Annotated in this window: 20 protein-coding genes, 1 tRNA gene and 1 pseudogene; 10 read left to right on the plus strand and 12 right to left on the minus strand. The window is 46.4% G+C overall.

Annotated elements, in window-relative coordinates; translation table 11 throughout:
* Nucleotides 1–151: 151 nt before the first annotated feature.
* The 3 genes from IQ211_RS02390 to IQ211_RS02400 are packed head-to-tail and all read left to right on the plus strand — an operon-like array spanning nt 152 to nt 3,455.
* Complete coding sequence (locus IQ211_RS02390) at nt 152–1,171, plus strand: hypothetical protein (RefSeq protein ID WP_189758796.1); 1,020 nt, start codon at nt 152–154, stop codon at nt 1,169–1,171.
* Nucleotides 1,171–2,325 carry a BamA/TamA family outer membrane protein gene (locus IQ211_RS02395; protein ID WP_189758797.1) on the plus strand — a complete coding sequence of 385 codons (1,155 nt, stop codon included), beginning with the start codon at nt 1,171–1,173 and terminating at the stop codon, nt 2,323–2,325. Before IQ211_RS02390 ends, IQ211_RS02395 begins: the two co-directional genes overlap by 1 nt.
* Before the next feature lie 35 nt (nt 2,326–2,360).
* Nucleotides 2,361–3,455, plus strand: a complete 1,095-nt coding sequence (locus tag IQ211_RS02400; RefSeq protein WP_189758818.1) for a DUF4056 domain-containing protein — start codon at nt 2,361–2,363, stop codon at nt 3,453–3,455.
* 66 nt (nt 3,456–3,521) lie between these two features.
* Here IQ211_RS02400 and IQ211_RS02405 read toward each other — a convergent pair whose 3' ends face one another.
* From IQ211_RS02405 to IQ211_RS02445, 9 genes are read right to left on the minus strand one after another with little or no spacing between them, the layout of a single operon-like run.
* A complete protein-coding gene (locus IQ211_RS02405; protein WP_189758798.1) occupies nt 3,522–3,971 on the minus strand; it encodes a MarR family winged helix-turn-helix transcriptional regulator in 450 nt (149 codons plus the stop codon).
* 26 nt (nt 3,972–3,997) lie between these two features.
* Nucleotides 3,998–4,753 (minus strand): maleate cis-trans isomerase family protein, encoded by a 756-nt coding sequence (locus tag IQ211_RS02410; RefSeq protein WP_276529765.1) that lies wholly within the window; start codon nt 4,751–4,753, stop codon nt 3,998–4,000.
* The gene (locus IQ211_RS02415) at nt 4,750–5,739 is read right to left on the minus strand and encodes a carbon-nitrogen hydrolase family protein (protein WP_189758799.1); all 990 of its coding nucleotides are present in this window, start codon (nt 5,737–5,739) and stop codon (nt 4,750–4,752) included. The genes IQ211_RS02410 and IQ211_RS02415 overlap by 4 nt, the downstream gene beginning before the upstream one ends.
* A gap of 18 nt (nt 5,740–5,757) precedes the next feature.
* Nucleotides 5,758–6,669, minus strand: a complete 912-nt coding sequence (locus tag IQ211_RS02420; protein ID WP_189758800.1) for a fumarylacetoacetate hydrolase family protein — start codon at nt 6,667–6,669, stop codon at nt 5,758–5,760.
* 3 nt (nt 6,670–6,672) lie between these two features.
* Nucleotides 6,673–7,812 carry a cupin domain-containing protein gene (locus IQ211_RS02425; RefSeq protein ID WP_189758801.1) on the minus strand — a complete coding sequence of 380 codons (1,140 nt, stop codon included), beginning with the start codon at nt 7,810–7,812 and terminating at the stop codon, nt 6,673–6,675.
* Between the two features lie 9 nt (nt 7,813–7,821).
* Nucleotides 7,822–10,182, minus strand: a complete 2,361-nt coding sequence (locus IQ211_RS02430) for a bifunctional salicylyl-CoA 5-hydroxylase/oxidoreductase (RefSeq protein ID WP_189758802.1) — start codon at nt 10,180–10,182, stop codon at nt 7,822–7,824.
* Between the two features lie 53 nt (nt 10,183–10,235).
* Nucleotides 10,236–10,655 (minus strand): acyl-CoA thioesterase, encoded by a 420-nt coding sequence (locus IQ211_RS02435; RefSeq protein ID WP_189758803.1) that lies wholly within the window; start codon nt 10,653–10,655, stop codon nt 10,236–10,238.
* Between the two features lie 24 nt (nt 10,656–10,679).
* Nucleotides 10,680–12,242, minus strand: a complete 1,563-nt coding sequence (locus tag IQ211_RS02440) for an indolepyruvate oxidoreductase subunit beta family protein (protein WP_189758804.1) — start codon at nt 12,240–12,242, stop codon at nt 10,680–10,682.
* A 15-nt stretch (nt 12,243–12,257) separates the two neighbouring features.
* Complete coding sequence (locus tag IQ211_RS02445) at nt 12,258–14,417, minus strand: thiamine pyrophosphate-dependent enzyme (RefSeq protein ID WP_189758805.1); 2,160 nt, start codon at nt 14,415–14,417, stop codon at nt 12,258–12,260.
* 529 nt (nt 14,418–14,946) lie between these two features.
* Between IQ211_RS02445 and IQ211_RS02450 the strand changes: the two genes are divergently transcribed.
* Nucleotides 14,947–15,924, plus strand: coding sequence for an AraC family transcriptional regulator (locus tag IQ211_RS02450; protein WP_317618137.1), 978 nt, complete (start codon nt 14,947–14,949; stop codon nt 15,922–15,924).
* A gap of 180 nt (nt 15,925–16,104) precedes the next feature.
* The gene (locus tag IQ211_RS02455; RefSeq protein ID WP_189758807.1) at nt 16,105–17,352 is read left to right on the plus strand and encodes a vWA domain-containing protein; all 1,248 of its coding nucleotides are present in this window, start codon (nt 16,105–16,107) and stop codon (nt 17,350–17,352) included.
* Nucleotides 17,353–17,525: 173 nt separating this feature from the next.
* Here IQ211_RS02455 and tsaD read toward each other — a convergent pair whose 3' ends face one another.
* Complete coding sequence (gene tsaD / locus IQ211_RS02460; RefSeq protein WP_189758808.1) at nt 17,526–18,563, minus strand: tRNA (adenosine(37)-N6)-threonylcarbamoyltransferase complex transferase subunit TsaD; 1,038 nt, start codon at nt 18,561–18,563, stop codon at nt 17,526–17,528.
* A 405-nt stretch (nt 18,564–18,968) separates the two neighbouring features.
* Between tsaD and rpsU the strand changes: the two genes are divergently transcribed.
* From rpsU to rpoD, 3 genes are all read left to right on the plus strand, one after another.
* Nucleotides 18,969–19,184, plus strand: coding sequence for a 30S ribosomal protein S21 (gene rpsU, locus IQ211_RS02465; protein WP_001144069.1), 216 nt, complete (start codon nt 18,969–18,971; stop codon nt 19,182–19,184).
* Between the two features lie 114 nt (nt 19,185–19,298).
* Nucleotides 19,299–21,059, plus strand: a complete 1,761-nt coding sequence (gene dnaG, locus IQ211_RS02470) for a DNA primase (protein ID WP_189758809.1) — start codon at nt 19,299–19,301, stop codon at nt 21,057–21,059.
* Nucleotides 21,060–21,408: 349 nt separating this feature from the next.
* The gene (gene rpoD, locus IQ211_RS02475; RefSeq protein WP_189758810.1) at nt 21,409–23,259 is read left to right on the plus strand and encodes an RNA polymerase sigma factor RpoD; all 1,851 of its coding nucleotides are present in this window, start codon (nt 21,409–21,411) and stop codon (nt 23,257–23,259) included.
* 70 nt (nt 23,260–23,329) lie between these two features.
* Here the strand turns inward: rpoD and IQ211_RS02480 are convergent, their stop codons facing one another.
* Entirely contained in the window at nt 23,330–24,109 is a 780-nt protein-coding gene (locus IQ211_RS02480) for a GNAT family N-acetyltransferase (RefSeq protein WP_189758811.1), read from the minus strand.
* 262 nt (nt 24,110–24,371) lie between these two features.
* Between IQ211_RS02480 and IQ211_RS02485 the strand changes: the two genes are divergently transcribed.
* Nucleotides 24,372–24,447 (plus strand) — tRNA-Ile (locus IQ211_RS02485).
* Between the two features lie 212 nt (nt 24,448–24,659).
* Nucleotides 24,660–24,818: a hypothetical protein gene (locus tag IQ211_RS02490; protein WP_189758812.1), complete on the plus strand. Its 159-nt coding sequence runs from the start codon at nt 24,660–24,662 to the stop codon at nt 24,816–24,818.
* A gap of 529 nt (nt 24,819–25,347) precedes the next feature.
* On the opposite strand, the pseudogene IQ211_RS02495 reads toward IQ211_RS02490, so the two are convergent.
* Nucleotides 25,348–25,473: pseudogene (locus IQ211_RS02495) on the minus strand (IS5/IS1182 family transposase); the annotation flags it as partial.

Here is a 25,473-nt window from a genome sequence, read left to right on the forward strand (position 1 = left end):
AACGAATATTCCAAATCGTGCGATATTCCACCTACAAACATAGATCATTGATGATTGCCCAAAATAGCTATGATAATCTACGCGCCTTTCCGTCTTAACATGTTCATTTTACAGACAATTAAATATCAAAAATTAGGAAGCGAATTCACTTATGAACTTAACTAATACCAACAAATTATTAGCTGCCACTTTGTGTCTTGCGGCCTCATACAGTTATGCAGATAGCGAGCGCCCACTTTTTTCATTAACCGTATCCGAGTCTGGCGTTCAGCAAACAAATAATGACGGTAGCTTATCCCAATCGACTAAATCGGGATCTCGTATTCTGCCAATTTGGGGTGATGCCGCACGCGCAAAAGGTTACGACCTGCCTGAACCGTTTGGTGCTAGTTATGGTTATATGAATCTGCGCCAGGATGTTGTTGTGGATAGCATTAAATTTGAATTTACAAATCCACTTATAAATAAAAATTGGAAAGACAAAATCATTGTTAACGCAGGTGATACAAGAGAAAAAAATGAGTCCCATCTGCTGAAATTGGATACTTGGGTTCTACCTTTTTTGAATGTTTATGGAGTGTATGGAACAACTAAAGGTAAATCTAAAACTAATCTTGATAGCATTTACTTTATGAATATGGAGGAACCTTGGCTAGAAAATATTCCTTTTGAATTGAATTTCAAAGGAAAAACCTATGGTGGTGGTGTAACATTTGCTGGTGGTTATAACCAATTTTTTGCCACTCTAGATGCAAACTACACTCGCACTAATCTGGATATTCTAGATGGTGATATCAGTGCTTTTGTCCTCACACCTCGCGTTGGTTATGAGTTTGTGTTTGAACCACTCTTTTCCGGACAGGGAAATAGCAAGGTTCAGGTATGGGTAGGTGCTATGTACCAAAATATTACCCAACGCTTTAAAGGTGATGTCAGCAAGCTCACTTTACCACCTCAGCTAGCTAGCTGGTTTGGACCAATTAAAAATAATCCAGCTGATAAAGGTAAATATAAATCTGACATCAAATTCGACGTTGAACAACACCTTGCCCATAAGTGGAACAATACCGTTGGTGCACGCTTCGAAATCACTCGTAATTTCAATATCCTGTCAGAAGTCGGTTTTGGTAACAGAAACAGTTTCTTTATTTCCGGTGAGTTCCGTTTTTAATGTTTGGCTTTGCAACATTCAAAAGGCTGGTCGTCATTGCCAGCCTGCTTATCTTCACCATTTCATCAGCCCACGCTGATATCTTGCCTAACCGGCAAAAAATTGATGGTTGGTTAAACGAATTAGGCGGCAGTAATCATTTTGATGACCGCAAAAAAATTGATTGGGGCGTATTGCCTGGTCCTTTCTACACCCCTGAAATGGGGATGGGGATTGGTGTTGCCGTCGTTGGCCTGTACCGTCCTGACCATTTAGATAACATCAGCCAGACTTCTTCATTAGGACTCAGTGGATTTGCTTCATCTACTGGCGCGTTTGGCCTGAACTTTACCAATTACAATTTTCTTGCCAGTGACCAATGGCGGTTATTCGTTTCCGGTACACTGAATAACATCCCAACTTACTATTGGGGTAAAGGTTATCGTGCCGGTAAAAATGACAGTAACAAAGAGGAATACCGTTCACAGGAATTTGCTATTCATCCGCGACTTCTCTACCGCGTCGCTAATACCACCTATATGGGATTAGGCTGGAATTTCTCATCCGTCAATGCCAGTGATCCGGATAGCGGAGCGAAACGGTATTTTTCCCAGTCTGTCGGTGGCCGTTCCGTGATGAGTTCCGGTATAAGTGCCCACTTCAGTTATGATACACGGGACTTTTTACCCAATGCACGACACGGACAGGCATTTGAGATCGTTTATACCTATTTTTCCCCAGAATTAGGTAGCGATCACCGTTTCCATACCACACAGCTTCAGTTCTCGACCTATTACCCGTTATCTGAAAAGACCGTCCTGGCCTTCGATAACTATGCCCGTTTCAGCGCAGGTGATGTCCCGTGGAACCAGCTATCACTGCTTGGTAACGGCCAGCGGATGCGCGGATATTATGAAGGGCGTTATCGTGACAACAATATCTTCACAACACAGTTAGAGTTAAGACATAAACTGGACTGGCGCCACGGTGTGGTCGGTTGGATAGGCACCGGCACGTTGGGAGATTCCCCTTCACAATTGGGAACCAGGCATTGGCTTCCTTCTGTTGGTATTGGCTATCGTTTTGAGTTTAAACCACGCATGAATGTCAGATTAGATTTTGGTGTCGGTAAAGACAGTACTGGATTCTATTTTCAGGTTGGGGAAGCGTTTTGAGATTATTCGTTACACTTTGCCTCTGTTTTCTACTGATGGCATGCCAAAACCAGCCACAATCAGTTGATCCGGTCAAACCGGTCCTTGTCAGTGATACCCATGAGCAGTCACAGCAAAATTGGAATGCGTTACCTCCCATTGCCCCACCAGAAGGTTTAAGGGCTTGCTGTGCTTTCGGCTATAACCTAAAAGCTCAACTATGGAATATTCCCATTCCCTTCTATGACATCGATAATATTGTAGAAGCCAAGAAATTGGGTGAACATCACTATAATGACAGTGTTGTCGGTGCCAGTGCCGCCTTGTTGGGGGTAAGCAATGAAAAAGTGGGTCTGCTCTATACCCATAAGGGAGGGTTTATTGATATCTCCCATGTCAGGGATACCGCAGACTATACGCTTTATCTGTTTAGCCAGATTTACACTCATCTTGGTCAAGAGAGGGAGTTAACCCTGAATAATGAACTTGCTGCGCGTAAAATGCATTTTTTTGCTTTTACGCCACCGCAAGATCCGGCTGAACGCTATACGCTAAGTGCCTATTTAGCGGCTAAACTCGCTTTTCAACTTGCCGCCTGGCATGAAATAGCGCAATGGTATGGCTATCAATCAGTCCCTGGATTTTCAGAGGGCATTTCGGCTTTTTCCCCGGAAGATCTCTATTCAAACCTGTTGGGTGCACGGTTGGCGCTGACATTGATTCTGGAAGGACACGCTTCTTCTATAGCACAGTTCTCGGACGCAATGACGAAGATCTTGCCGATAGCTTTGCATGAACTTGGAGATTATCCCAAATCAGGCACAAAAGAGATGTTTGATAGCGTAGATGGTTTGTGGTGGAACAGTTATCAACGCATTCCTGAGAAATTTTTAGTTCTGCACCGGAATTATGATATCCAGGACAACCGCTCCCCATTAATGCCTTTCGGTAAAGAACACTTTGCCCTGCGCTTGTCTCTGCCTGAGCATTATCAGCATTTTTCGTTGGATAAACTGGCTGAATTTCAGCTCTGGCCAACCAATGAGATGAAAAACCTGCCTGCTCCAAAGCAATATTGGACAATAAAAGATTTTAAAATGCTGGCGGAAAATGCCCAACGGGAAGATGAAAAACAGTTGCTAATTAAATAAGATCCATCTGAGGAATATACCTAATTCACCGGTATATTCCTCACAATGTTCCATACGAATGATTTACTAAATCCTCCCTGGTGTATGCCGTTTAATCAGTTCCTGCAAAACCGCTTTCAATAGCTGACTTTTTCCATCCCCCAATGGCTCCAGCACACTTTTCTCATGGGATTCAGCTTCAGTCAGTAATCCTTCTACCACTTTTTGCCCAGTTTCAGTCAAACATACCAAGGTAACACGGCGATCACGGCCAACATTGGCAAAACGCGCTACATACCCCTGTAGCTCCAAACGCTGCAAAACGCGAGTAATAGTCGGTTGTTTACTGACCGTTTTCTGTGCCAGGAGGCCAGTGCTAATGGAGCCACTTCCTGTCAACGCTGATAACACCCGCCACTCCAGCACTGACAACCCCCGCGCTTCAACGACATCATGAAATTGAGACGAAACTAACATCCATGCCCGCCCAAGCAAGGCAGGCAAGTAATTATCAACAAATACTTTTGAATCTGGCATAAGTTGAACAACCTTTTGTATCTCGATCAATATTTTCCTGATAACAGTGAGCCAAATCGCGGAACGTATGTATTCAGCCCAAGCTGTTTCAATATCATGTAGGTTGTTGCCACAGATGAAGAAATCACAGGTATCCCCACCCGATCTTCGATCAGTGCTACTGACGGCAGAGAAGGCATTTGTACACAGGCGGAAGCCACTATCACATCGACATTGCTGTTTAGTCGTTTGGTAATCTCCACCGGCGCGAGAGGATCTTGTCGTCCGACAGCAAGGTTATCGGGGATTTCCAGCGAAATGCTGTCGATAACTTCAATTCCTTCATTTTCAATGTAATCAATGACTAACTGAGTCAATGGCTTCATATAGGGCGTCAGTATAGAAATCCGTTTCGCCCCCAAAGCATGTAACCCATCCACCAACGCCCCCGCGCTGGTAACAACAGGTGCCGGATGTCCATTTTCAGCTGTTCGTAGATGGAGGCGCTTTTCAGAGATCCGGTGATATCCCTGTCCCATGCTCATAATCGCCACTAAACAGGCATATCCCAGCACATCAACCGCGGCATCCGACAACTCAAGCGCACAGCGATCACTGTCTGCATCCATGGCCGCCAGTTCCGCTTTTGTGACTGTTTTCATTCTCATTCGACTGGAATGAAAGGTAAAACGTTCAGGGTTTACGACTTCACGGGCCTGCAGGATAGCGGGAATTTCTGTTTCCATTGTCGTATTCGATGAAGGAACAATCAGCCCCACGCGAAAATGCGGTGTGTTATTCATGGGCGATCCTCCTGATCGGCTGGCAGATCAGTAAATCGGATCGCACGCATTGGCTGACGGTTCACTTTGAGATCGAAGATATCAAATCGGTTGTAATGCCCCGTGATATCGTGCATTTGACGAGGCTGAATACAGCGGTTCAGGTCAATATGCGCATAGACGATCCCTTCCTTATCAATCAGGGGATCACCTATCACGCGCCCATCTGGTCCAATAATGCCGGTGAATGCACTGTTAGAACGTGCCAGCAACGCTTCGGCTTCAGGATGGCTGGCCGACATCGCTGTGACAATTTCCGGCGAAATCGTGGAGCAGGAGACAATGGTAAACACCTTGCCTTCAAAACAGTGGGCTGCCGCCCGCAAACGGATCGCCTCAGCCATATCATAATCCGCTGGTGCAACCGGCAGGGAAATGTAACTGGCAACATGGACCAATTCCCCCTGAGATAATAAGGAAAAACGCGCTAACGGATTGGTATTTTCGCCACAAGCCAGCACGCCCAATGGCCCAATACGGGTATCATGCACTTTTAACGAAGCCGCATCACCATTCGCCCATGTCAGTTTTTCCGCCCATGTCGGCACCAGTTTGCGGTGACGCCCCAAAATGTTCCCTTCATCAGAAATAGTCACCAGCGTGTTATAGAGTGTTGCTATGCCGTCAGGACTGCGCTCATTAACCCCAATCACAACGTTGATGTGATGACGAGCCGCAGCCAGGGCAATTTTGTTGATCTCCGGCCCCGGCACTTCAATAGCCGATTTGCACAGTTTTTCAAACCACGGACTACCTTGTATTGGGTTCATCACCCAATTCCAATAGGGGTAACCAGAAACAAACACTTCAGGAAAAGCCACCAAACTGGCCCCCTTGTCTGCCGCTTCCTGAATCAGCCGACAAACGAGATCAACCGTCGCTTCTGTATCCAGAAAGACAGGAGCAGCCTGTACCGCAGCCGCTTTGAACTTAGGAAGTTTCAGCATATCAGGCTCCTGTTTTATTTACACCGCAATAACGGGGTGACGCAAATGACCAATCTTTTCAAGGTAGGCTTCAATCACATCCCCTGGCCATAGCCATTCTTGTGGATCACGCCCCGCTCCAACACCTTCTGGTGTTCCTGTGGCAATGATATCGCCTGGTTCCAGCGTGATGCCTTTGCTAATATCCGCAATCAAGGTATTGACCTTGAACAACATATGGCGCGTATTGGAGTCCTGTTTAGTCACGCCATTGACTTTTAGGCTCAATGCCAAATCTTGTGGATTGGGAATTTCATCAGCCGTGACGATGCAAGGGCCAAAAGGGGCGTAGGTATCCTGTCCCTTAGAGTAGATCCACTGCCCAGCCCGACGGCAATCACGGGCGCTCATGTCGATCATCAGGCTATAGCCAAAAACATATTTCAAAGCCTTATCTTCCGATACACCTTTAGCGCGGGTTCCGATAATCACCGCCAGTTCCACTTCCCAATCTAATTGCGCTGTGATCGCACTGTTATGCTCAATGGCGTCACCAGGGCCAATCACTGTTGTTGGCGGCTTAGAGAAAATGACCGGTTCTTTTGGCAGATCTTTTGCCGTATCCAAAGCACGGCTGGATTCAGCCACATGTTCAACATAGTTCAGGCCAATACCAAAGATGTTTTTCCGTGGGCGGGGAATAGGAGCAAGAATTTTCACATTCTGCAATGGCAGTGAAACTCCCACTGGCCAAAATCCCTTAAATGAATCTAGCAGCGCGGTTGTGCTATTCACCGCCAATGGTCCCAAATCAATAAACTCCAGCATATTATCCGGCAATCTATTCCCCGTATGGGAAGCCAGCTTTGCCAAGTCTATGACATGTTCATTGACAATGGCGCCTAATCGCGCAGCAGCCGTGACTTCTGAACGGTAAGTGATTAAACGCATCTCTTATCCTCTCACTCGTTGGTGCCCATCGTTATCGGTCAGGGCTTCTTCGTAATACAATTGCAATGCCTGCATAACGGGCAAGTCGTTGAAACAAAACAGGCAAGCATCATCCGTTTGCGAAACATTCACATGCTCATGAAATGCCCATGAAGGAACGCAGAAAATATCCCGCTCCTGCCAGTCAAATCGTTGACCATCAATCACGGAATAACCTTTTCCTTTCGCCACTTGATAGATAAAACTGCCGGTATGACGATGTGCCTTACCCACAAAACCAGGGCGCAATAACTGCATACTGGCGCTAAGCGTTGCCATGATATGCCCCCCTGTCAGGGGATTGGTGTAGTGCATCAAAACGTCATCAAAAGGCGAGCCATCTGTCACACGGGCGTAACGCTGTAAGGCTTCATACGTTGGTTCCCATTGATATCTGAACAACGGGGAATAGGGTTTCTCCCAGCCAACATTTTGTGGACGCAAAGCGGGAGCGCTCCAACGCGCAACGGAAGAATTCACCGGTTCAGTCACTACCTGAGACAAATCAGGATGTACCTTATAAAAACTCGCCTCCAATACGTTAATCAGCGGGATATCCAGGCCGTCCTGCCAGATACATTGCGATCCCGTAGATTCAACACCGTGTTCATGCCAGGTGCCATTCGGGGTTAAGACGAGATCATTCGCTTCTAACAACATTTTTTGGCCATCGACAATCGTGTAAGCGCCACGCCCTTCCATGATGAAACGCAGAGCAGAAGAGGAGTGGGCATGTGCCGATGCCGCCTCGCCTGGCCGCATTGTCTGGAGACCGGAGTAGAGCAAGCCAACTGCGGTGGAGGCTTCCGGATCTCCCGAATTGTTCAGGTAGACCACACGGCGCCCGGCTTTTTCCGGTGTCACCAAATCGGCTGATCTTATAACGTGCTCACGCAAATCACGGTAACGCCAAAGTACCGGCACTGAGGCTGATTTAGGTTGCCAGGGTTCTATTTTATTGGCGATGGTCCAGAGTGCCCCTGTCCGGTATTTTTCCAACTCCCTGTAATACGCCAGCAGTTCAGGGCTATCGGCCACATTGGCACGGCCGATAATATCTTCCCTATATTGATCATGAGCTTGGATATTTGCTTGTTGAGACATAACTATCTCCTAGAGTTGTTTTTTAATTAGTTGGGCTTTGCCGTAAAGATAAGGTTTCGGCCAATCGATACCCGTCCAGCCATATCTGGCGCATTCATGCAGTAGCCAGGCTGCATTAGATAAGAACGGGCGGGATAAGGCACAAAGGTCAGCGCGCCCAGACGCGATAATGCCGTTGATTTGATCAGCATCTGTAATCGCACCGACCGCAATCACCGGCACATTGCCTTCATTGCGAATGCGATCAGCCATCGGAGTCTGGTACATGCGCCCGTAAATCGGCCGCTGACCAGCGGAAACTTCCCCTGTAGAACAATCCACCATATCCACTCCGGCTTCACGGAAACGACGGGCAATCTCTACGGCTTCATCAATCGTCGTTCCCCCTTCCACCCAATCCGTGGCAGAAATACGCACCGATATCGGCAAATCAACCGGCCAAACCTCACGTACTGCCTTGAAAACGGCCAACGGGAAACGAAGCCGGTTTTCCAGCGAACCACCATATTCGTCATCGCGCTGATTAGTCAGCGGGGAGATAAAACTGGAGAGCAGATAACCGTGAGCGGCCTGGATCTCCAGCCAGTCAAAACCGGCTTTGATGGCACGCTGGGTTGCTGCAACAAACTGCTCCGTAATTTCTTGTAGTTGTGTCTTGGTCAGCGCTGCCGGCACTTGTGAAATTCCGGCTAAGTAGGGCAAGGCCGATGCCGAAACCAAAGGCCAATTACCCTCTGGCAAAGGATGATCAGACTGTTCCCATCCCAATTGGGTTGATCCTCGTCTTCCCGCATGTCCCAGTTGAATGCCTATCCGCGAGCCAGAATGCTGATGGACAAAATCGGTGATTGTCTTCCACGCCTGTACCTGCTGATCATTCCACAATCCCGTACACGCAGGAGTGACACGTGCTTGCGGAGAAATAGCCGTCATTTCAGCAATCACCAAACCCGCGCCTCCCAATGCTCTGCTACCCAGATGAACCAGATGGAATGAACCCGGAACCCCCTCCACGGCGCTATACAATAGCGTTGGAGAGACAACAACCCGATTTTTCAGGTTAACCCCCCGTACCTGATAAGGTGTCAGCAACGGCGGGGTTAATGGTGAAGACAGATGAAACTTTTGGGCAAACCAGCTTTCGTAATTTTCCAACCATGCCCGATCCCTCAAGCGCAAATTTTCATGGGAAATGCGCTGTGAGCGTGTCAACAATGAGTAAGCGAATTGTTCAGGCGAAAAACGTTCATAGCGTGCGACATTCTCGAACCACTCCGTTGAATTACGGGCGGCATTCTGAATTTTCAGCACTTCCACACTGCGCGATTGTTGGTAATCAGACAACCCCGCCTGCCAATTCCCCTGATGGGCTTTCAGGCTGTTTGCCAGTTCAATCGCATCTTCTAATGCCAATTTTGTGCCAGAGCCAATGGAAAAATGGGCGGTATGGGCAGCATCTCCCATTAACACAATCGGGATATTTTTGCCGTTATCTTCCTCTGGCTTGATCCAGTGCACCCAGTTCGCACAAATTACACGGGGAAAACGTATCCAAATAGCAGCCCCCCGCAAATGGGAAGCATTGGAGATTAAGGGATGTCCATCCAGCCACGGTGCGAATATTTTTTCGCAATACGCAATGCCCTCTTCCTGTGACATTTTGTCTATCCCCGCAGCCAGCCAGGTTTCTTCCGTTGTCTCGACAATAAAAGTCGATAAGCCTTCCTGAAATTGGTAGGCGTGAACCTGAAACCAGCCATATTCGGTTTCCACAAACAGAAACGTAAACGCATCAAAAATTTTGCGCGTCCCCAGCCAGACAAAACGGCAATGGCGTTGATCAATATCAGGCTGGAAAAATTCAGCATAACGGGTACGGATCTGGCTATTAATCCCATCAGATGCAATCAGCAAATCAGCATGATATTGGCGGGCAATCTCCTGCTCATCCTCAACCTGCGTTTCAAACAGCAACTCAACCCCGACTTCGTGACAACGATCTTGCAGGATATTCAGTAACTTTTTACGGCCAATGCCAATAAACCCATGACCACCACTACGATTTACTGTTCCCTTAAAGTGGATATCAATATCATCCCAACGGCTAAATTCCTCCCTGATAATTTCAGCCGACACCGGATCAGCCAGATGCAGGTTTTCCAATGTTGCATCCGAAAACACCACGCCCCAGCCAAAAGTGTCATACGGACGATTGCGCTCGATGACCACGACACGATTATCAGGATTTTGCAACTTCATCAGCAAACCGAAGTACAATCCCGCCGGTCCACCGCCAATACATACGATATTCTTACCCGTTACGGTCACTGCATTTTGCCTGACTACTGCATTCTTACCTCTTACATTCATAATTTCTTCTCCTGCCGCACGATATCTACCCCATGCGTAATGCGCCAGTTCTGCTAAGGCATCTGTTTAGTTAACGCATAATAAATTTCATCAGGTATGGGGATTGCTTGATGGGTATCCAGTGAAGTGGTGACATAAGTCTGCGTTACATTCATCCTCAGCTCACCTTCTTTGCTGACGCAGCGTTGGATCAACGTCAATGATTTCTTGCCAATTTTCTCAACGTTTAATTCCAGCCAAACCTGATCCCCCATTCTGCTAATGGCCTTAAATTCCGCCTCCAGGTGAACTGTCGGCAACCCAAAACGGTGTTTGGCGATGTAGTTGGCATATCCCATTGGCGTTAATTCATCGAACCAATCTTCCAGCAAGTTATTGAACATCACAAAATACTGGGGATAAAAGACGATCCCCGCCGGATCACATTCAGAAAAACGGATCTTATGGGGCTGTATAAATCTAAGCAGGCTCATTACAGGCTCCTTAGGATAAGTTCTTTAATATAAAGAGAGACGCTGCTGGCACTCGCGTAATCGGTCACCCTGCTCATCTGCCAATGCCGCTTCACGCAGTTGCCGCAGGCTGGCAGGAGATAAGTCATGCAGATGGTGATCAACAATCTCCATCAGAGTTTGAAAATGACGTGATCCACGAGAGTAAGTATCACCATATCCCTTGATTAAGCGCTGACATTGGGCAATTTCCGTAGCCAGTGCGGGATCACGCTTTGCTGTTACGCTAATTCGCCCCAACCACTCTTCAATGCGTAACGTTTCATGTTGAAAACGCAGCGTATAGCGGCGCATTCGACGCCAACTTGCCAGCATACCAAGCAACAGATATCCCCGAAGGGAACTGGTGGTAATCACTCGCCCACGGCTGAGTAATTTCGCCAACATGCGATTGACAAAATGAGGACAAGACAACCAGCGACCAATATTGGCCGGCAAGCTGTCACAAATTTCTTCCATTCTGGGATGCAGAAAGTCATTGATCTCGAATAGTTGACCGTCTTTCACCCTCATTTCTTTCCTGACACGTTCGAATCGACTGGCACGAGTTTTGAGATCTGCCACCCGCATGGTGTCTTCGTAAGCCATCCACAGTGCCAAATGGCGGGCAGTTTCACGTAATAATTGCTCGTGCAATAATCGCTCATCCGGTTTAACGGCTTGCTCGATCAGATTTTGCAATCGGTCAAGGTACAAACCGGCGTAAGCCAGATCTTGATAATCAATCAGGCGCCTGACACCTTCAATGGCGATGTCATGGACACACGCAGGCAGCTTTTGCCGGATACGTAACAACAGGGCATTGACTTTCTTGTTCTGGAAAAAACGATGATGGGAACGCAGGGCTTTTTGTGGAATATGGGGTTCTGGCGCCGTTTTTGATTCTGCCTCCAGTTGTGTCCGGCTCAATCCCAAACTAAAGGCTTGCAAACTGGGTTTTATCCCCACGTTTTTCTTGATGATCGCTGCTTCAAATTGATTACGACTAAACGGCAAGATCTCCGTCCCGCAAAGTGCACCAAACAAGACTGCACTGATCACACTGCCACTCTTCTCTGCCATCTTCGCCATATCAAAATGGATAAAACGCAAAGCAGCTTGTCGGGATTGCTGGATCAATACCTCGCTATCCACACGCCCATCGCCCATTGCCGAACGCTCTTCCATCGAAAATATCCGATGGCTTGATGCGATAAGCGTCGTGCGATCCGCTGTTACCAAACCGCGTTGGACAGCGCGTCCGGCTTCCATTAATTCCGAAGCCAGCACAATATCCACATCACCGGCAGTTGGCATTAATGCCAATACAGGTGTCGGTACTTCAGGATCATCAGCACCAGGAAATAATTCGACATAATAAATGGTTGCCCCAGTCCGCTGGGCGACACCCGGAACTGAAGTTGTTTGGGCGAAATAGCCATGCTCTTCCCCCAGGGTTACGATCCAATCGGCCAGTACACCGCCGCCTTCACCTCCCATCGCCAGGATAGCAATCTTAATCGGCTGTTTAGGCGAATTCGTCAACGGGGAATGGATGGATGGTGGCATAAGTATGACTCCTTCTTAAAAATCATATTGCTTACGACGTTTAACATCGCGACGCTGCAAATAACCGATGAGTCCTTTGCGAATACGATGGAGCAGCCGCTCCCAACGTTTGGGATTGCTAATGATCCGTGCCTTAAAGAAAGAGGGGCACAACACTGCCGCATGAGATAACTCCCCGCACAACCCACAGCCCACACAGCTATTCAATACTGTTGTCACCGGATCGGTGCGCAATGGATCAGGATTCGGTTTAATCGATAGAGAAGGACAACCGGACAAACGGATACAAGAGTGATCGCCCGTGCAGGTATCAGGATCAACCCCAAACTGTTCGCGGACGATCCGCTTCCCTGCCGCAATAGCGCCTTTGATTTTTACCTTCTCGCGCCGTTGTTTATTCAACATGCACTCACTCTGTGCGACCAATACTTTTGGCCCATGCTTACCTGTTGTCAGCGCCTCGCGTAAGGTATTCATCATGGCTTTGAGATCGTAGGTACGTTTGATCGTGCGTACCCATTTCACCCCCACACCTTTAACTGCTTTTTCGATATCATGTCCGGTACTGCGATGGGGATTTAACGCTGTTGAAGAGGGAATATCCTGCCCTCCGGTCGCGGAGGTGTAACTGTTGTCCACAATAATGGTCAGATTGTCGCTACGGTTAAAAACACTATTGGCTATACCAGTGGTTAATCCGTTGTGCCAAAATCCACCATCCCCCATAACTGAGATTGCCCGCTTATTCGTAATCGGTGTATTCAGTGCTGCCGCACTCGCTGCCCCCAATCCGTATCCCATCGTGGTATTACCCAAATTAAATGGCGGTAAAATGGCAAACAAATGACAACCAATATCAGCACTGATGTGATGTTGCCCCAACTCCCGTTCAAGCAATTTCATCGCCGTAAAGATTGGGCGCTCTGGGCAACCGGTGCAAAATCCGGGTGGACGGGTATGAACCGCTTCTTTCAGTGGATCTTTTGTCGGTAAAGTGACGGCTGGGATGCGTACCTGGCAAGCAGACACCCCACTTTCCGCTGCAATTTTGCCGTAACGCTCAAGGAAAGCACGGAGTCCTGATAACACGGTAGCCGTGTTGTATTCCCCCGCCATTGGCAGTAAGTCCTTGCCATGTAACCGGGTCGCTATCTCACGTTGGCGCAAGATATTAGCGACATTCTGCTCGACAAAATTGGGCTGGCCTTCTTCCAGCACTAAAATCGCCCGCTTACCATGACAAAAACGTTCAAACTCTTCATCGATCAACGGGTAAGCGACATTCATGACATACAGCGGGATTTGGCTATTGCCAAAAACATCTGCCAACCCAAGTAAATTCAGGGCACGGATCACGGTGTTATAGCATCCCCCTTGCAGGGCAAGGCCAACATCCTCTGCCTGTTCAGCGAAAAACTCATTCAGTGCGTGCTGTTGGATAAAACGCACCGCCGCAGGCCAGCGATCTTGCACTTTCTCTTTCTCATGCAGAAAACTGGCGGGAGGCAAAACAATACGGTTAAGATCGCGCGTCGGATTTTCCAGTGCATCCTGAATCATAAACGTTGACGAACGATTTTTCTCACAGACAAACCGACCATGCACATGGCAAGCACGAATGCGCATCTGTAACATCACGGGGGTATGACTGGCTTCTGATAGCGCAAACCCCATCTTCACCGCCTGGACAATCGAAGGCAGATTGGGGCGAGGATCGAGCAACCAGATCTGAGACTTCATCGCGAAAGCATGGCTGCGCTCCTGCATAATGGAAGAACCTTCACCATAGTCTTCACCGACAATAATCAGCGCACCACCCACCACACCGCCCGATGCCAGATTTGCCAATGCATCCGAGGCAACATTCGTGCCCGCCGTCGATTTAAACGTGATGGCTCCGCGCAGTGGATAATTCACGGAAGCGGCAAGCGTCGCAGCAGCGGTGGCTTCACTGGCACTGTTTTCAAAACGAATGCCATATTCAGATAAAATATCCTGTGCATCCAACAACACATCCATCAGATGGGAGATTGGCGCGCCCTGATAGCCGGCCACATATGCCACCCCCGATTCCAACAGTGCTTTTGTCACGGCAAGTATGCCTTCACCACTGAAAACTTCGCCCTGTCCCAGACGTAATTTTTTCACTTCTTCGACAAATGATCGTTCAGCCATGCTTACCTCACCGTGTCCGCTTTACACCTTTTCGTTATCTTTTATGTAATTCGGCTATGCGTTAACGGTCAATGCATGATTTGTCATGTAATTATGATTTATGCAGTGTTTGGATAAAGTGAGCAGCAGGCGGATATAAAGTACCCATCATCAATATATTTATCATCATATATATTTCATTTAAATAATATGTGGATACTGTTATCAGTTAATTGAATAAGGTTAATTCTGTTATTTTTTCTATCCCGAATAAACAAAACAGGGAATATACGCATTAAGCTTCAAGTTGTAATTTACAACACGATATGAAATCTCACGCATCTTGAAGTTAAATTGGTATAAACACGTTATTAGCGGGATATCTCATACATCATAACAACGATATGACTGGCTAGAGGTATCTGAAATTATGAGCAATTCGTGGTCTTACGATTATTTTGGATCTAAAAATACTGAATCAAAGCACACTGGTTCTCGAAGAGCAGAATCAAGATATTCCACTACAAACTGTTCAGATCCTAAATATGCGGTGACAAAAATTGGGGAGCATCTCAATTCGCCAGAACATTTACTTTTTTCATCCAACGATTTTGATGAAGTTAAATCTATGGTCGGACGGATTATGCAACCTCATCAGCTAACTATACTGGGTAACAATCAAAAGCTGGACGCCAAAATGCACTATATTCCACTGGGGGATATTTCTATGAGCCGATTGCGTTACGGTGCCAGCGTTGAAATCACGCCAGGAGAATTGGATGCGTTCTTTCTCATCCAGATGCCGCTGGCTGGCTGTGCGGGTATTGAAAGCGGCAGCCAGTGTCTTGATTCCACCCCCAATCTGGCTTCCATTCTCAGCCCAAATCAGCATACTTCCATGCGCTGGAACGCCGATAATGACCAGTTTATGGTCAGGATCTCCCGCTCCTTGTTGGAGAGAACGCTTGTCGGCCAATTAGGGCACCCTCTGGATCAACCACTGGTATTTGAACTGGGGTTTGAATGGCAACGCTGTCAGGCATGGCGCTGTTTGATGCCTTATATTCTGGAATGTACCACCCAGGTACCTGATATCTTGCAACACAAACTGATTACCAACCAAATAGAGCAATTGATTTCCGTTACCCTGCTGTCCACCCATCAACATAATTACAGTGACACGCCCACTAACCGCCGGTGCTCCATTCGCCCACGGCATGTACGACGAGTTCAGGAATATTTACAGGCCCATGCCCACGAACCCATAACCGTAGAGCAACTCGCCCAGGTAGCAGGAGTCAGCCTGCGCAGTCTCTATTCCGGCTTTAAGGAGTTTCTGAATATTAGTCCGATGCAGTATTTACGTAACCTGCGTATGGAACATGTGCGCACAGAACTCCTGGCTGGAGAAGCCACCAGCGTCACAGGCGTCGCCCTGCGTTGGGGATTCGCCCATATGGGGCGCTTTAGCGCGGAATATAAAGCCCGTTATGGTGAAACACCAAGTAAAAGCCTGAAACGCGGCTGACAACCTAATCCTGTTCTAACCTGTGACCATCTTCACAAATTATTAATATATGCATTAAACTTCAAGTTGCAATTTACAACACACGATGTTGGAGTTCCTTATTCAGTATTGGATTAAATAGCCTAATGATGATTAACATAGTAAAGGAATATCCCCTACGTACTTAAAAGGACATCATGTATGGATCTTCAGGCAGGACAAAATATCGTTTTAGCAAAAACTTTTCTTCGACTCACACTCTCTTACCCAACAACAGCTTCTTTTCGCAGTGAAGTGGACGCCTCAGCTTTTCTGTTAAACGCCAATGGGAAAGTCAGAGGAGACAGTGACTTCTATTTTTATAATAATCCCGCAGCTGCAGATAACAGCCTGATTTTGGCAGCATCTCACCAAGGCAGCATTATCACTGTAGATTTGACAAAAATAGATGCCAATGTAAGTAAAATTGCTATCACGCTGGTGATAGACGGTCCGGATTCAGTTGACGGTCTTCAGCAATTGAAATTTGAGGCGCAGGATGTTGCTACCTTCGCCGTTTCAACGGCAGGCAGAACAGAAAAGGCCATGATTATTGCAGAGATTTACCGACATTCCGGCAACTGGAAACTCCGCGCTCTCGGACAAGGTTTCAATGGTGGGCTGGAACCTCTGGCGGTGAATTTTGGTGTCGATGTGGAACAACCGGCGCTTTCAAATAATCCCCCCACGAACCAAACCATAAGTCTTGAGAAAAAACTACAGGATAAAGCACCACGCCTTGTCAACCTTGCTAAGAATGCAACCGTCAGTCTGAGTAAACATAACCTGCAATCAATCAAAGCGCGGGTTGCATTTGTTCTTGATGCATCAGGATCGATGAGAGGTCAATTCAAAAAAGGAAATGTTCAGGCGGTTTTGGACCGTATTGCAGTCCTGGCTGTGCAATTTGACGATGACGGTTCAATGGATGTTTGGGGCTTTGCCGAGCGACACAGAAAATATCAGGACGTAACCCTTGATAACCTTGATGATTATATCCATACAATACAAACCGCTATAAAACCCTCCAGATGGGAAATCCTCCCTAATCTTGGCGCTACCAACAATGAGCCGCCAGTGATGGAAGAAATTATCGACTATTTTAAAGACAGTGACCTCCCTGTCTACGTCGTGTTTATTACAGACGGTGGTATCAGTAAGACCCGTCAAATTAAGGAAGCGATCCGACGTTCAGCAAATTACCCTATTTTTTGGAAGTTTGTTGGCTTGGGCGGTTCGAATTATGGAATACTCGAAAAACTCGATAACTTTACCGATCGCCGTCTGGATAATACCCATTTCTTCGCAATCGACAACTTTGCAACGGTAGAAGAAAACGCACTGTATGATCTGTTGTTGACAGAATTTAAAGACTGGCTCGACGCCGCAGCCGCCGAACGAATACTTTAGTTATGAACGGCTAACGGGTTAATACTTAGCTCGGTCATATGGAGAAGACAAGCGTAGCGCGTCAGGATTTTCCTCTACAATAGGAAAAACGCTCTTGCATTTGGAGCAGTATTTCAATAACCAAAAGGCTGAGTCCCCAATAGCACTCAGCCCATATCAAACAACGTCTTTTATTACTTTTGCAAAGCAGGCAAATCTGCCAACGGCCAACGTGCTTTCACCGTTACACCTAATTCACCAGCAGTGCCACCTTGCAAACGGATCATACCAGCCAGCGCGATCATTGCTCCATTATCAGTACAGAATTCAGGTCGGGCATAGAAAACTTCGCCCCCCAACTTTTTCATCACGTCCTGCATCTTGGTACGCAAGGTTCGGTTTGCACTCACTCCACCTGCCATCACCAGCCGTTTGAATCCCGTCTGTTCCAATGCTCGTTTACACTTAATTGCCAGTGTATCCACGACGGCATCTTCAAAGGCGCGGGCGATATCTGCTTTAGTCTGCTCATCCTCAGCCATATTATGGCCATGAATGTTATCGCGGATGGTATTCGCTGCGAACGTTTTCAGGCCAGAGAAACTGAAATCCAACCCCGGACGATCGGTCATCGGGCGGGGGAAAATAAAACGCCCTGCCTTCCCCTGTTGCGCCATACGGGAAAGCACTGGCCCACCTGGGTAGTCTAAACCAAGCAGTTTTGCTGTTTTATCAAAAGCTTCGCCAGCAGCATCATCAATGGATTCACCCAACAGTTTGTATTCACCGATACCCGTTACACTAATAAGCTGGGTATGACCACCTGAAACCAGCAAAGCAACAAAAGGGAACTCAGGGCTGTTTTCTTCCAGCATCGGTGCCAGCAAATGGCCTTCCATATGATGCACAGGAATAGCAGGTACATTCCATGCAAATGCCAGTGAACGTCCAATGGTTGCTCCAACCAGCAACGCACCAACCAATCCCGGCCCCGCAGTGTAAGCCACTGCATCAATGTCTTTACTCGTCAACCCAGCTTCCTTCAAAGCTGCCTGAATCAAAGGAACCGTTTTACGAATGTGATCACGGGACGCCAGTTCAGGCACGACACCACCATAATCAGCATGTAACTTGACCTGGCTGTATAATTGATTGGCTAGCAGACCGTTTTTTTCGTCATAAATTGCGATTCCGGTTTCATCGCAGGACGTTTCTATACCTAAAACTCGCATTGCACTATTTGTCTCGTCGTCTCGTGTCTCGTTATCTGGTCATATACATTCGCATTCCTTTAACGCGCGACAGTGTAACACTATCTATTGTTGAATTCTCTGCCCACACGCCCTCCATATCAATATTCTCACCACTGAATCCATTACATGCTGGCTATTTTTTCTGTTTAGTCTATAATCAATGCCCTACTTGAATATCCTGTGTGGTTAATGTTAATAACGTCGGTATCAGGCTGCCTTTTTTATAGACAAAAATGCGTCCCATAACCCGCGGCGTTATCGGTTTCAATTTTCCTCGGCACTTTACAAGGCCGTGTTCATTGAAGTAAAATTCCGCACCATTTTAAAGACGGCTGGCACTATCACGCCAGCGACAAACCCGATTTCTATTGAGGTGAGAGGCACATGCCAGTAATTAAAGTACGTGAAAACGAGCCATTTGACGTAGCACTGCGTCGCTTCAAGCGTTCTTGCGAAAAAGCAGGCGTATTAGCAGAAGTTCGTCGTCGTGAGTTCTATGAAAAACCAACGACTGAGCGCAAACGCGCTAAAGCTTCTGCTGTTAAGCGTCATGCTAAGAAGCTAGCTCGCGAAAACGCACGCCGCACTCGTTTGTACTAATCTTCGCGGTCAGTCCGCTTAGTGGTTGTATTAACAAACTACTGCAGTTAAAGGCCGTGCTTTCCCAAAGGAAGCGCGGCTTATTCTCGTTCATCAACAGGCGAAAAAGGGCTTATGGCTGGACGAATTCCACGCGCATTTATCAATGACTTGTTAGCAAGAACCGATATCATTGATTTGATCGATGTTAGGGTGCCTTTGAAAAAGAAAGGTAAAAACCATCAAGCGTGCTGTCCTTTTCATAACGAAAAAACCCCTTCATTCACTGTAAATGGTGATAAGCAGTTTTACCATTGCTTCGGTTGCGGAGCACATGGCAATGTCATTGATTTTTTAATGAATTATGACAGGCTGGACTTTATCGAATCCATCGAAGAGCTGGCCGCAATGCATGGGCTGGAAGTCCCCTACGAAGCAGGTTCCGGCAGTAGTCAAATCGAACGTCACCAAAGGCAAAATCTTTATCAACTGATGGAGAAGCTCAATAGCTTCTATCAGCATTCACTGAATACTCCCAGCGCCCAATCAGCCCGGCAATATTTGGCTCAGCGTGGACTCAGTGAAGAGATCATTCAGCGTTTCGCCATTGGTTTTGCGCCTGCGGGATGGAATAACGCCTTAAAACGGTTTGCCCATAATGCGGAAGAGCGCAAACAGTTAGACGATGCAGGAATGCTGGTCACGAACGATAGTGGCCGCACTTATGATCGTTTCCGTGAGCGGGTGATGTTCCCCATTCGCGATCGTCGTGGTCGCGTAATTGCATTCGGCGGCCGAGTGCTGGGAGATGAACTTCCCAAGTACCTGAACTCGCCGGAAACAGAAATTTTCCATAAAGGCCGCCAGTTATATGGTCTTTATGAGGCACAGCAAAGCCACAATACCCTGACAAAGCTATTGGTGGTTGAAGGTTATATGGATGTTGTTGCGCTAGCCCAATTTGGCATTGACTATGCCGTGGCTTCGCTGGGAACGTCTACAACCGCTGAACACGTGCAGTTACTTTTCAGGACAACCGATAATGTCATCTGTTGTTACGATGGTGACCGTGCAGGTCGTGATGCCGCATGGCGTACATTAGAAACAGCGCTGCCTTATCTGAATGATGGTCGGCAATTACGTTTTATGTTCTTGCCTGATGGTGAAGATCCTGATTCATTGATTCGTAAAGAAGGACGGGAAGCATTCGAGCAGAGCATGGAAAAGGCATTGACCTTATCTACATTTTTGTTTGAATCATTGTTGCTACAGGTTGATTTGAGTACTCCGGAAGGCTCGACCAAACTTAATTCGCTCGCTATGCCACTTATCGCCCAAGTGCCGGGAGAAATATTACGGAGTCATTTACTCAAAAACTTTAGCAAACTGTTTGGACTGGCTGCACCTGATACAAAACACTTGGAACTAATTTTGGCAAAACAAGTCAAAAAACATACAACTTTAGATCCAGATCAGGCGCTAAAACTGAAACCAACAACAATGCGCATACTGATCGCATTACTGGTACAGAATCCGCATTTAGCGACATTGGTTCCCCCATTACAGGGAATGTTTTCTACTCAGATAGCAGGACTGCCATTATTCATAGAGCTTGTCGACACGTGCCTTGCGCAACCAGGTTTAACCACTGGGCAACTGTTAGAGCAATATCGCGATAATAAGTATGCTAAACAGCTTGAAAAACTCGCTGCATGGAACGATATACAAATAGAAGAGATTGCTGAAAAGACTTTCAGCGATGCACTGAACCATCTTTTTGCGTCAGCACTTGATGAACGTTTTAATTTTCTAATGGCTAAAGAGAGAACTGAAGGCCTAACACCAGAAGAGCGTGAAGAAGTCCGGTTAATTACGATATCTGGTGCGAGGAAATAAGAATCTGTCTCAACAAGGCTATATTCCTTCAAGACGATATTAACTTGAAGGTTATACTATTTGGCTTACTTATATAGGTTTATTCCTTGATATGGTTTGCTGAAACTATCGCTTGATAAAAATATCACTCGATAAAATATAACTTGGTGAAACAGGTTCTCAACCAAAACCTAAAATCACAGACACAGAATTCACGGCTTAAATGCCGCATTAGGTAGGGCAGGTAACCCTACAATTGCCGCAATTGAGGGCAGCGGCAATACAATGAAAACGCCCCTAAATATTATTGTTGGCATATTTGTTTCGCCGACCGACACCAACCAATACTCTGAAGTGTGGATACCGTCTTATGGAGCAAAACCCGCAGTCACAGCTAAAGCTACTTGTCACCCGAGGTAAGGAGCAAGGCTATTTGACCTATGCTGAGGTCAATGACCATCTGCCGGAAGATATCGTCGATTCTGATCAGATAGAAGATATCATCCAAATGATCAATGACATGGGCATCCAGGTAATGGAAGAAGCACCTGATGCCGATGATCTCATGTTGGCAGAAAACACAAACGACACAGATGAAGACGCAGTGGAAGCAGCTGCGCAAGTGCTATCTAGTGTTGAGTCAGAAATCGGTCGTACCACTGATCCGGTTCGCATGTACATGCGCGAAATGGGTACGGTTGAACTCTTGACTCGCGAAGGTGAGATTGACATTGCAAAGCGCATTGAAGATGGCATCAACCAAGTGCAGTGCTCCGTTGCTGAATACCCTGAAGCGATTACTTACCTGTTAGAACAATACGACCGTGTTGAATCCGGCGAGAGTCGTTTGTCCGATTTGATCACAGGTTTCGTTGATCCTAACGCAGAAGAAGATCTTGCCCCAACCGCCACTCACGTTGGCTCAGAACTTCCGCAGGAAGAACTTGACGACGAGGATGACGATGAGGATGAAGATCGTGATGATGATACTGACAGCGAAGAGGATAACAGCATCGATCCTGAACTCGCTCGCCAGAAATTTTCGGAACTGCGTGAACAACATAATCTGACTCGTCAGGCGATTAAGACACACGGTCGTAGTCATCCTAATTCCGCAGCAGAAATATTAACTTTATCTGAAGTATTTAAACAGTTCCGCCTGGTGCCAAAGCAATTTGATCATCTGGTCAACAATATGCGTTCCATGATGGATCGCGTACGTCTTCAGGAACGTCAAATCATGAAGATGTGTGTTGAACAGTGCAAAATGCCGAAGAAAATCTTCATCACGCTGTTCTCTGGCAATGAAACTACTGATACATGGTTCACTGCTGCAAAAGCAATGAATAAGCCATGGTCTGACAAGTTGCTGGAAGTTGAAGAAGAAATTATGCGTAGCCTGCAAAAGTTACGCCAGATCGAAGAAGAAACCGGCCTGACCATTGAACAGGTCAAAGACATCAACCGTCGCATGTCAATCGGTGAAGCGAAAGCCCGCCGTGCGAAAAAAGAGATGGTTGAGGCTAACCTGCGTCTGGTTATTTCGATTGCGAAGAAATATACCAACCGTGGCCTGCAATTCCTCGATTTGATTCAGGAAGGTAATATCGGTTTGATGAAAGCGGTTGATAAATTTGAATACCGTCGTGGTTACAAATTCTCAACTTACGCAACATGGTGGATCCGTCAGGCGATCACACGTTCTATCGCAGATCAGGCACGTACCATCCGTATCCCAGTACATATGATTGAGACCATCAACAAACTCAATCGTATTTCCCGCCAGATGTTGCAGGAAATGGGGCGTGAGCCTTCACCGGAAGAGCTGGCAGAACGTATGATGATGCCTGAAGACAAGATCCGCAAGGTACTGAAAATTGCCAAAGAACCCATCTCCATGGAAACCCCTGTGGGTGATGATGAAGATTCACATTTGGGCGACTTTATCGAGGATACCACTCTCGAACTGCCGCTGGATTCAGCAACTTCAGAAAGCCTGCGCGCAGCAACTCACGATGTGTTGGCAGGTCTGACTGCACGTGAAGCGAAAGTTCTGCGTATGCGCTTTGGTATCGATATGAACACTGACCATACTCTGGAAGAAGTGGGTAAACAATTTGATGTAACCCGCGAACGTATTCGTCAGATCGAAGCAAAAGCACTGCGTAAACTGCGCCATCCGAGCCGTTCCGAAGTACTGCGCAGTTTCCTTGATGACTAATCAACGGATTTAGTGATAAATCTAAAAAGCGTCTGTTTCGGCAGACGCTTTTTTATTAACGGTTGCAATTTTATCCACGGAAGAATGCATGATGTTCAAATAGTGGCTTAAATCCCATACGTGCATACAATGGACATTTTGCAGGAACACCATCCAGATACCATTCTTTTACACCCTGCCGCTTAGACTCTTTTAGAACATAATGCATCAAAGCGGTCGCATATCCTTTGCCTTGCATATCGACTAAAGTCCCAAGATCATCAAGGCGAGCATAATCCTGCACTCGCGATAACGTTATTGCACTCACTGGTTTTTCATCTACATATAATGCGTAGTGCTGGAGTTGTTTTCCGGCTAAAAGTGCTGCTTCATGGCTCATCTGATATTGTGAAGTAATATTTTGTCCTACATTAAACGCATTATCTATTGGCGTCGTCCAATCGGCTAAACAGTGATTGACACACCTGATATCATATTCACTGTATAACCTATCTTCTATCTGCCAATTTTCAAGATCGAGCCGCATCGATATTAATAAGCTTTGCGGATCATAAACAAACCCAGCCTGATTGCAGGCCTTCTGAATATGTTCATACCCTCCAGCGGTCACAATACTAAAAGGCTGTTCACACCGTTCTTCCATTAATTGGATACCCGTTTTTAACGCCTCAACGACATTCGGATCGTTTTGGGTAACCAACAAGAAATTAAAGAGCGAACTATTTATCCCCGTCACATATGCCCACACATGTTCACTGACATGCTGATGGATCTGACTGATGGATGAGTAAAAATAATCTTCAAGTCGTAAATGGTTTAAAATGTATACTGAAGTATTATGATTATTCATATCAACTCACAAAATGTATTATGGGAAGCAATGAAAATAGGGAACATAGCGAGTAATACCCCACCAGATTACAATAAAGTACACAAAACAATCACAAAACTTATCAAAAAATAGACAGACGTCACCAGAAACAGCCTGAAATGACTTATCGAATTCTTAAATAATATGAAAATATACTGATCATTGTATATAAAACACGCATATGAATTTTGGGGACTAGACCTAGCACTAAACTGTACCGTATAATCTCCCCCAATTCGACGGCCCCTTAGCTCAGTGGTTAGAGCAGGCGACTCATAATCGCTTGGTCGCTGGTTCAAGTCCAGCAGGGGCCACCAGATTTAAGCTGTAATATCAGCAACTTAATCCACTTCTCAGTAAGTGGTTTTTTTATTTCTGAAATTCAGTGGCGATGAAATGGCGATAGAGATTTTCGGCGACAGGTCGTACTGATTCTAAAATTATCCTCATCTTGCCTTACACTCTTACCTCTAACATAATTCATTGCTGCTTAGTTAAGATAGCACCCGCACTATTAAGGATAATGAAGATGTTTACTCAAAAACGGAATATCAGAATTGAAGTCACCAAGGATAAAACTCTTGATGATTTAAAAGGGTTATCAGCCGAAGAGGCCATTAAAGTTATCGAAACAGCTCAAGCCATCAGAGTTGTATACGCAGAAGAAAATAACTCACCGAAGTCATAAATTTCAGTCCCTCAGCTCTCACAAAGCCGCATAAACCCTGAACTCTTCAACATGGCACGGCTTTGCTTTGCGATCCAATAATCCCACGTAAAATACAAATTTCCCTTTAATATCATTACGTTGATTTTTCCTAGCGATCCATGCCGCGATCCAAAAACTGAAATTTCCTGAAAATCTTTTCTCTCCTTTCAGTTTGGGATTTTTTCCACGCCGCCTGTACTGGCGCGGCCTGGCGATACTGTTTGTCGGATTTTAAAACTGAAAAAACTTTTTGATCCAAAACGTGCAGGCGGGTGCGGTGTGGTCCGTTTTACGTGGGGTCGCCAAGCTGTAAGCGAAAGCGAAGTGGTTCTCCAAATAAAAGATAAGAAGCCGTAGCGTGCAGGAGCCGGATGGAAGGAACAAGGTGAGATCACCGGACGCTTACATTATGCCAGCATGGTGGCACTGGCATTTATCATTGTCTGGTTGCCGATGTGGATTGATTGAATTATGACCTTAAAACATCAACAGACCCTAGGTTATGTCGTCATAAAACATTCAGCCAAAGAACAAGACAACGAATTTGTACTGCGGCAAGAAAAGATGCGCGATTTTTTGCATAGCGCGTCGCGATACCCCGCCAGCGCTTAAGATGAAGAAACGCATTTTCAAC

This window comes from Xenorhabdus griffiniae (assembly GCF_015163655.1).
GTDB lineage: Bacteria > Pseudomonadota > Gammaproteobacteria > Enterobacterales > Enterobacteriaceae > Xenorhabdus > Xenorhabdus griffiniae.

Coding starts and splice junctions, on each gene's coding strand:
- IQ211_RS02390 (WP_189758796.1), top strand. CDS start 152: ATGAACTTAACTAATACCAACAAATTATTAGCTGCCACTTTGTGTCTT.
- IQ211_RS02395 (WP_189758797.1), top strand. CDS start 1,171: ATGTTTGGCTTTGCAACATTCAAAAGGCTGGTCGTCATTGCCAGCCTG.
- IQ211_RS02400 (WP_189758818.1), top strand. CDS start 2,361: ATGGCATGCCAAAACCAGCCACAATCAGTTGATCCGGTCAAACCGGTC.
- IQ211_RS02405 (WP_189758798.1), bottom strand. CDS start 3,971: ATGCCAGATTCAAAAGTATTTGTTGATAATTACTTGCCTGCCTTGCTT.
- IQ211_RS02410 (WP_276529765.1), bottom strand. CDS start 4,753: ATGAATAACACACCGCATTTTCGCGTGGGGCTGATTGTTCCTTCATCG.
- IQ211_RS02415 (WP_189758799.1), bottom strand. CDS start 5,739: ATGCTGAAACTTCCTAAGTTCAAAGCGGCTGCGGTACAGGCTGCTCCT.
- IQ211_RS02420 (WP_189758800.1), bottom strand. CDS start 6,669: ATGCGTTTAATCACTTACCGTTCAGAAGTCACGGCTGCTGCGCGATTA.
- IQ211_RS02425 (WP_189758801.1), bottom strand. CDS start 7,812: ATGTCTCAACAAGCAAATATCCAAGCTCATGATCAATATAGGGAAGAT.
- IQ211_RS02430 (WP_189758802.1), bottom strand. CDS start 10,182: ATGAATGTAAGAGGTAAGAATGCAGTAGTCAGGCAAAATGCAGTGACC.
- IQ211_RS02435 (WP_189758803.1), bottom strand. CDS start 10,655: ATGAGCCTGCTTAGATTTATACAGCCCCATAAGATCCGTTTTTCTGAA.
- IQ211_RS02440 (WP_189758804.1), bottom strand. CDS start 12,242: ATGCCACCATCCATCCATTCCCCGTTGACGAATTCGCCTAAACAGCCG.
- IQ211_RS02445 (WP_189758805.1), bottom strand. CDS start 14,417: ATGGCTGAACGATCATTTGTCGAAGAAGTGAAAAAATTACGTCTGGGA.
- IQ211_RS02455 (WP_189758807.1), top strand. CDS start 16,105: ATGGATCTTCAGGCAGGACAAAATATCGTTTTAGCAAAAACTTTTCTT.
- tsaD (WP_189758808.1), bottom strand. CDS start 18,563: ATGCGAGTTTTAGGTATAGAAACGTCCTGCGATGAAACCGGAATCGCA.
- rpsU (WP_001144069.1), top strand. CDS start 18,969: ATGCCAGTAATTAAAGTACGTGAAAACGAGCCATTTGACGTAGCACTG.
- dnaG (WP_189758809.1), top strand. CDS start 19,299: ATGGCTGGACGAATTCCACGCGCATTTATCAATGACTTGTTAGCAAGA.
- rpoD (WP_189758810.1), top strand. CDS start 21,409: ATGGAGCAAAACCCGCAGTCACAGCTAAAGCTACTTGTCACCCGAGGT.
- IQ211_RS02480 (WP_189758811.1), bottom strand. CDS start 24,109: ATGAATAATCATAATACTTCAGTATACATTTTAAACCATTTACGACTT.
- IQ211_RS02490 (WP_189758812.1), top strand. CDS start 24,660: ATGTTTACTCAAAAACGGAATATCAGAATTGAAGTCACCAAGGATAAA.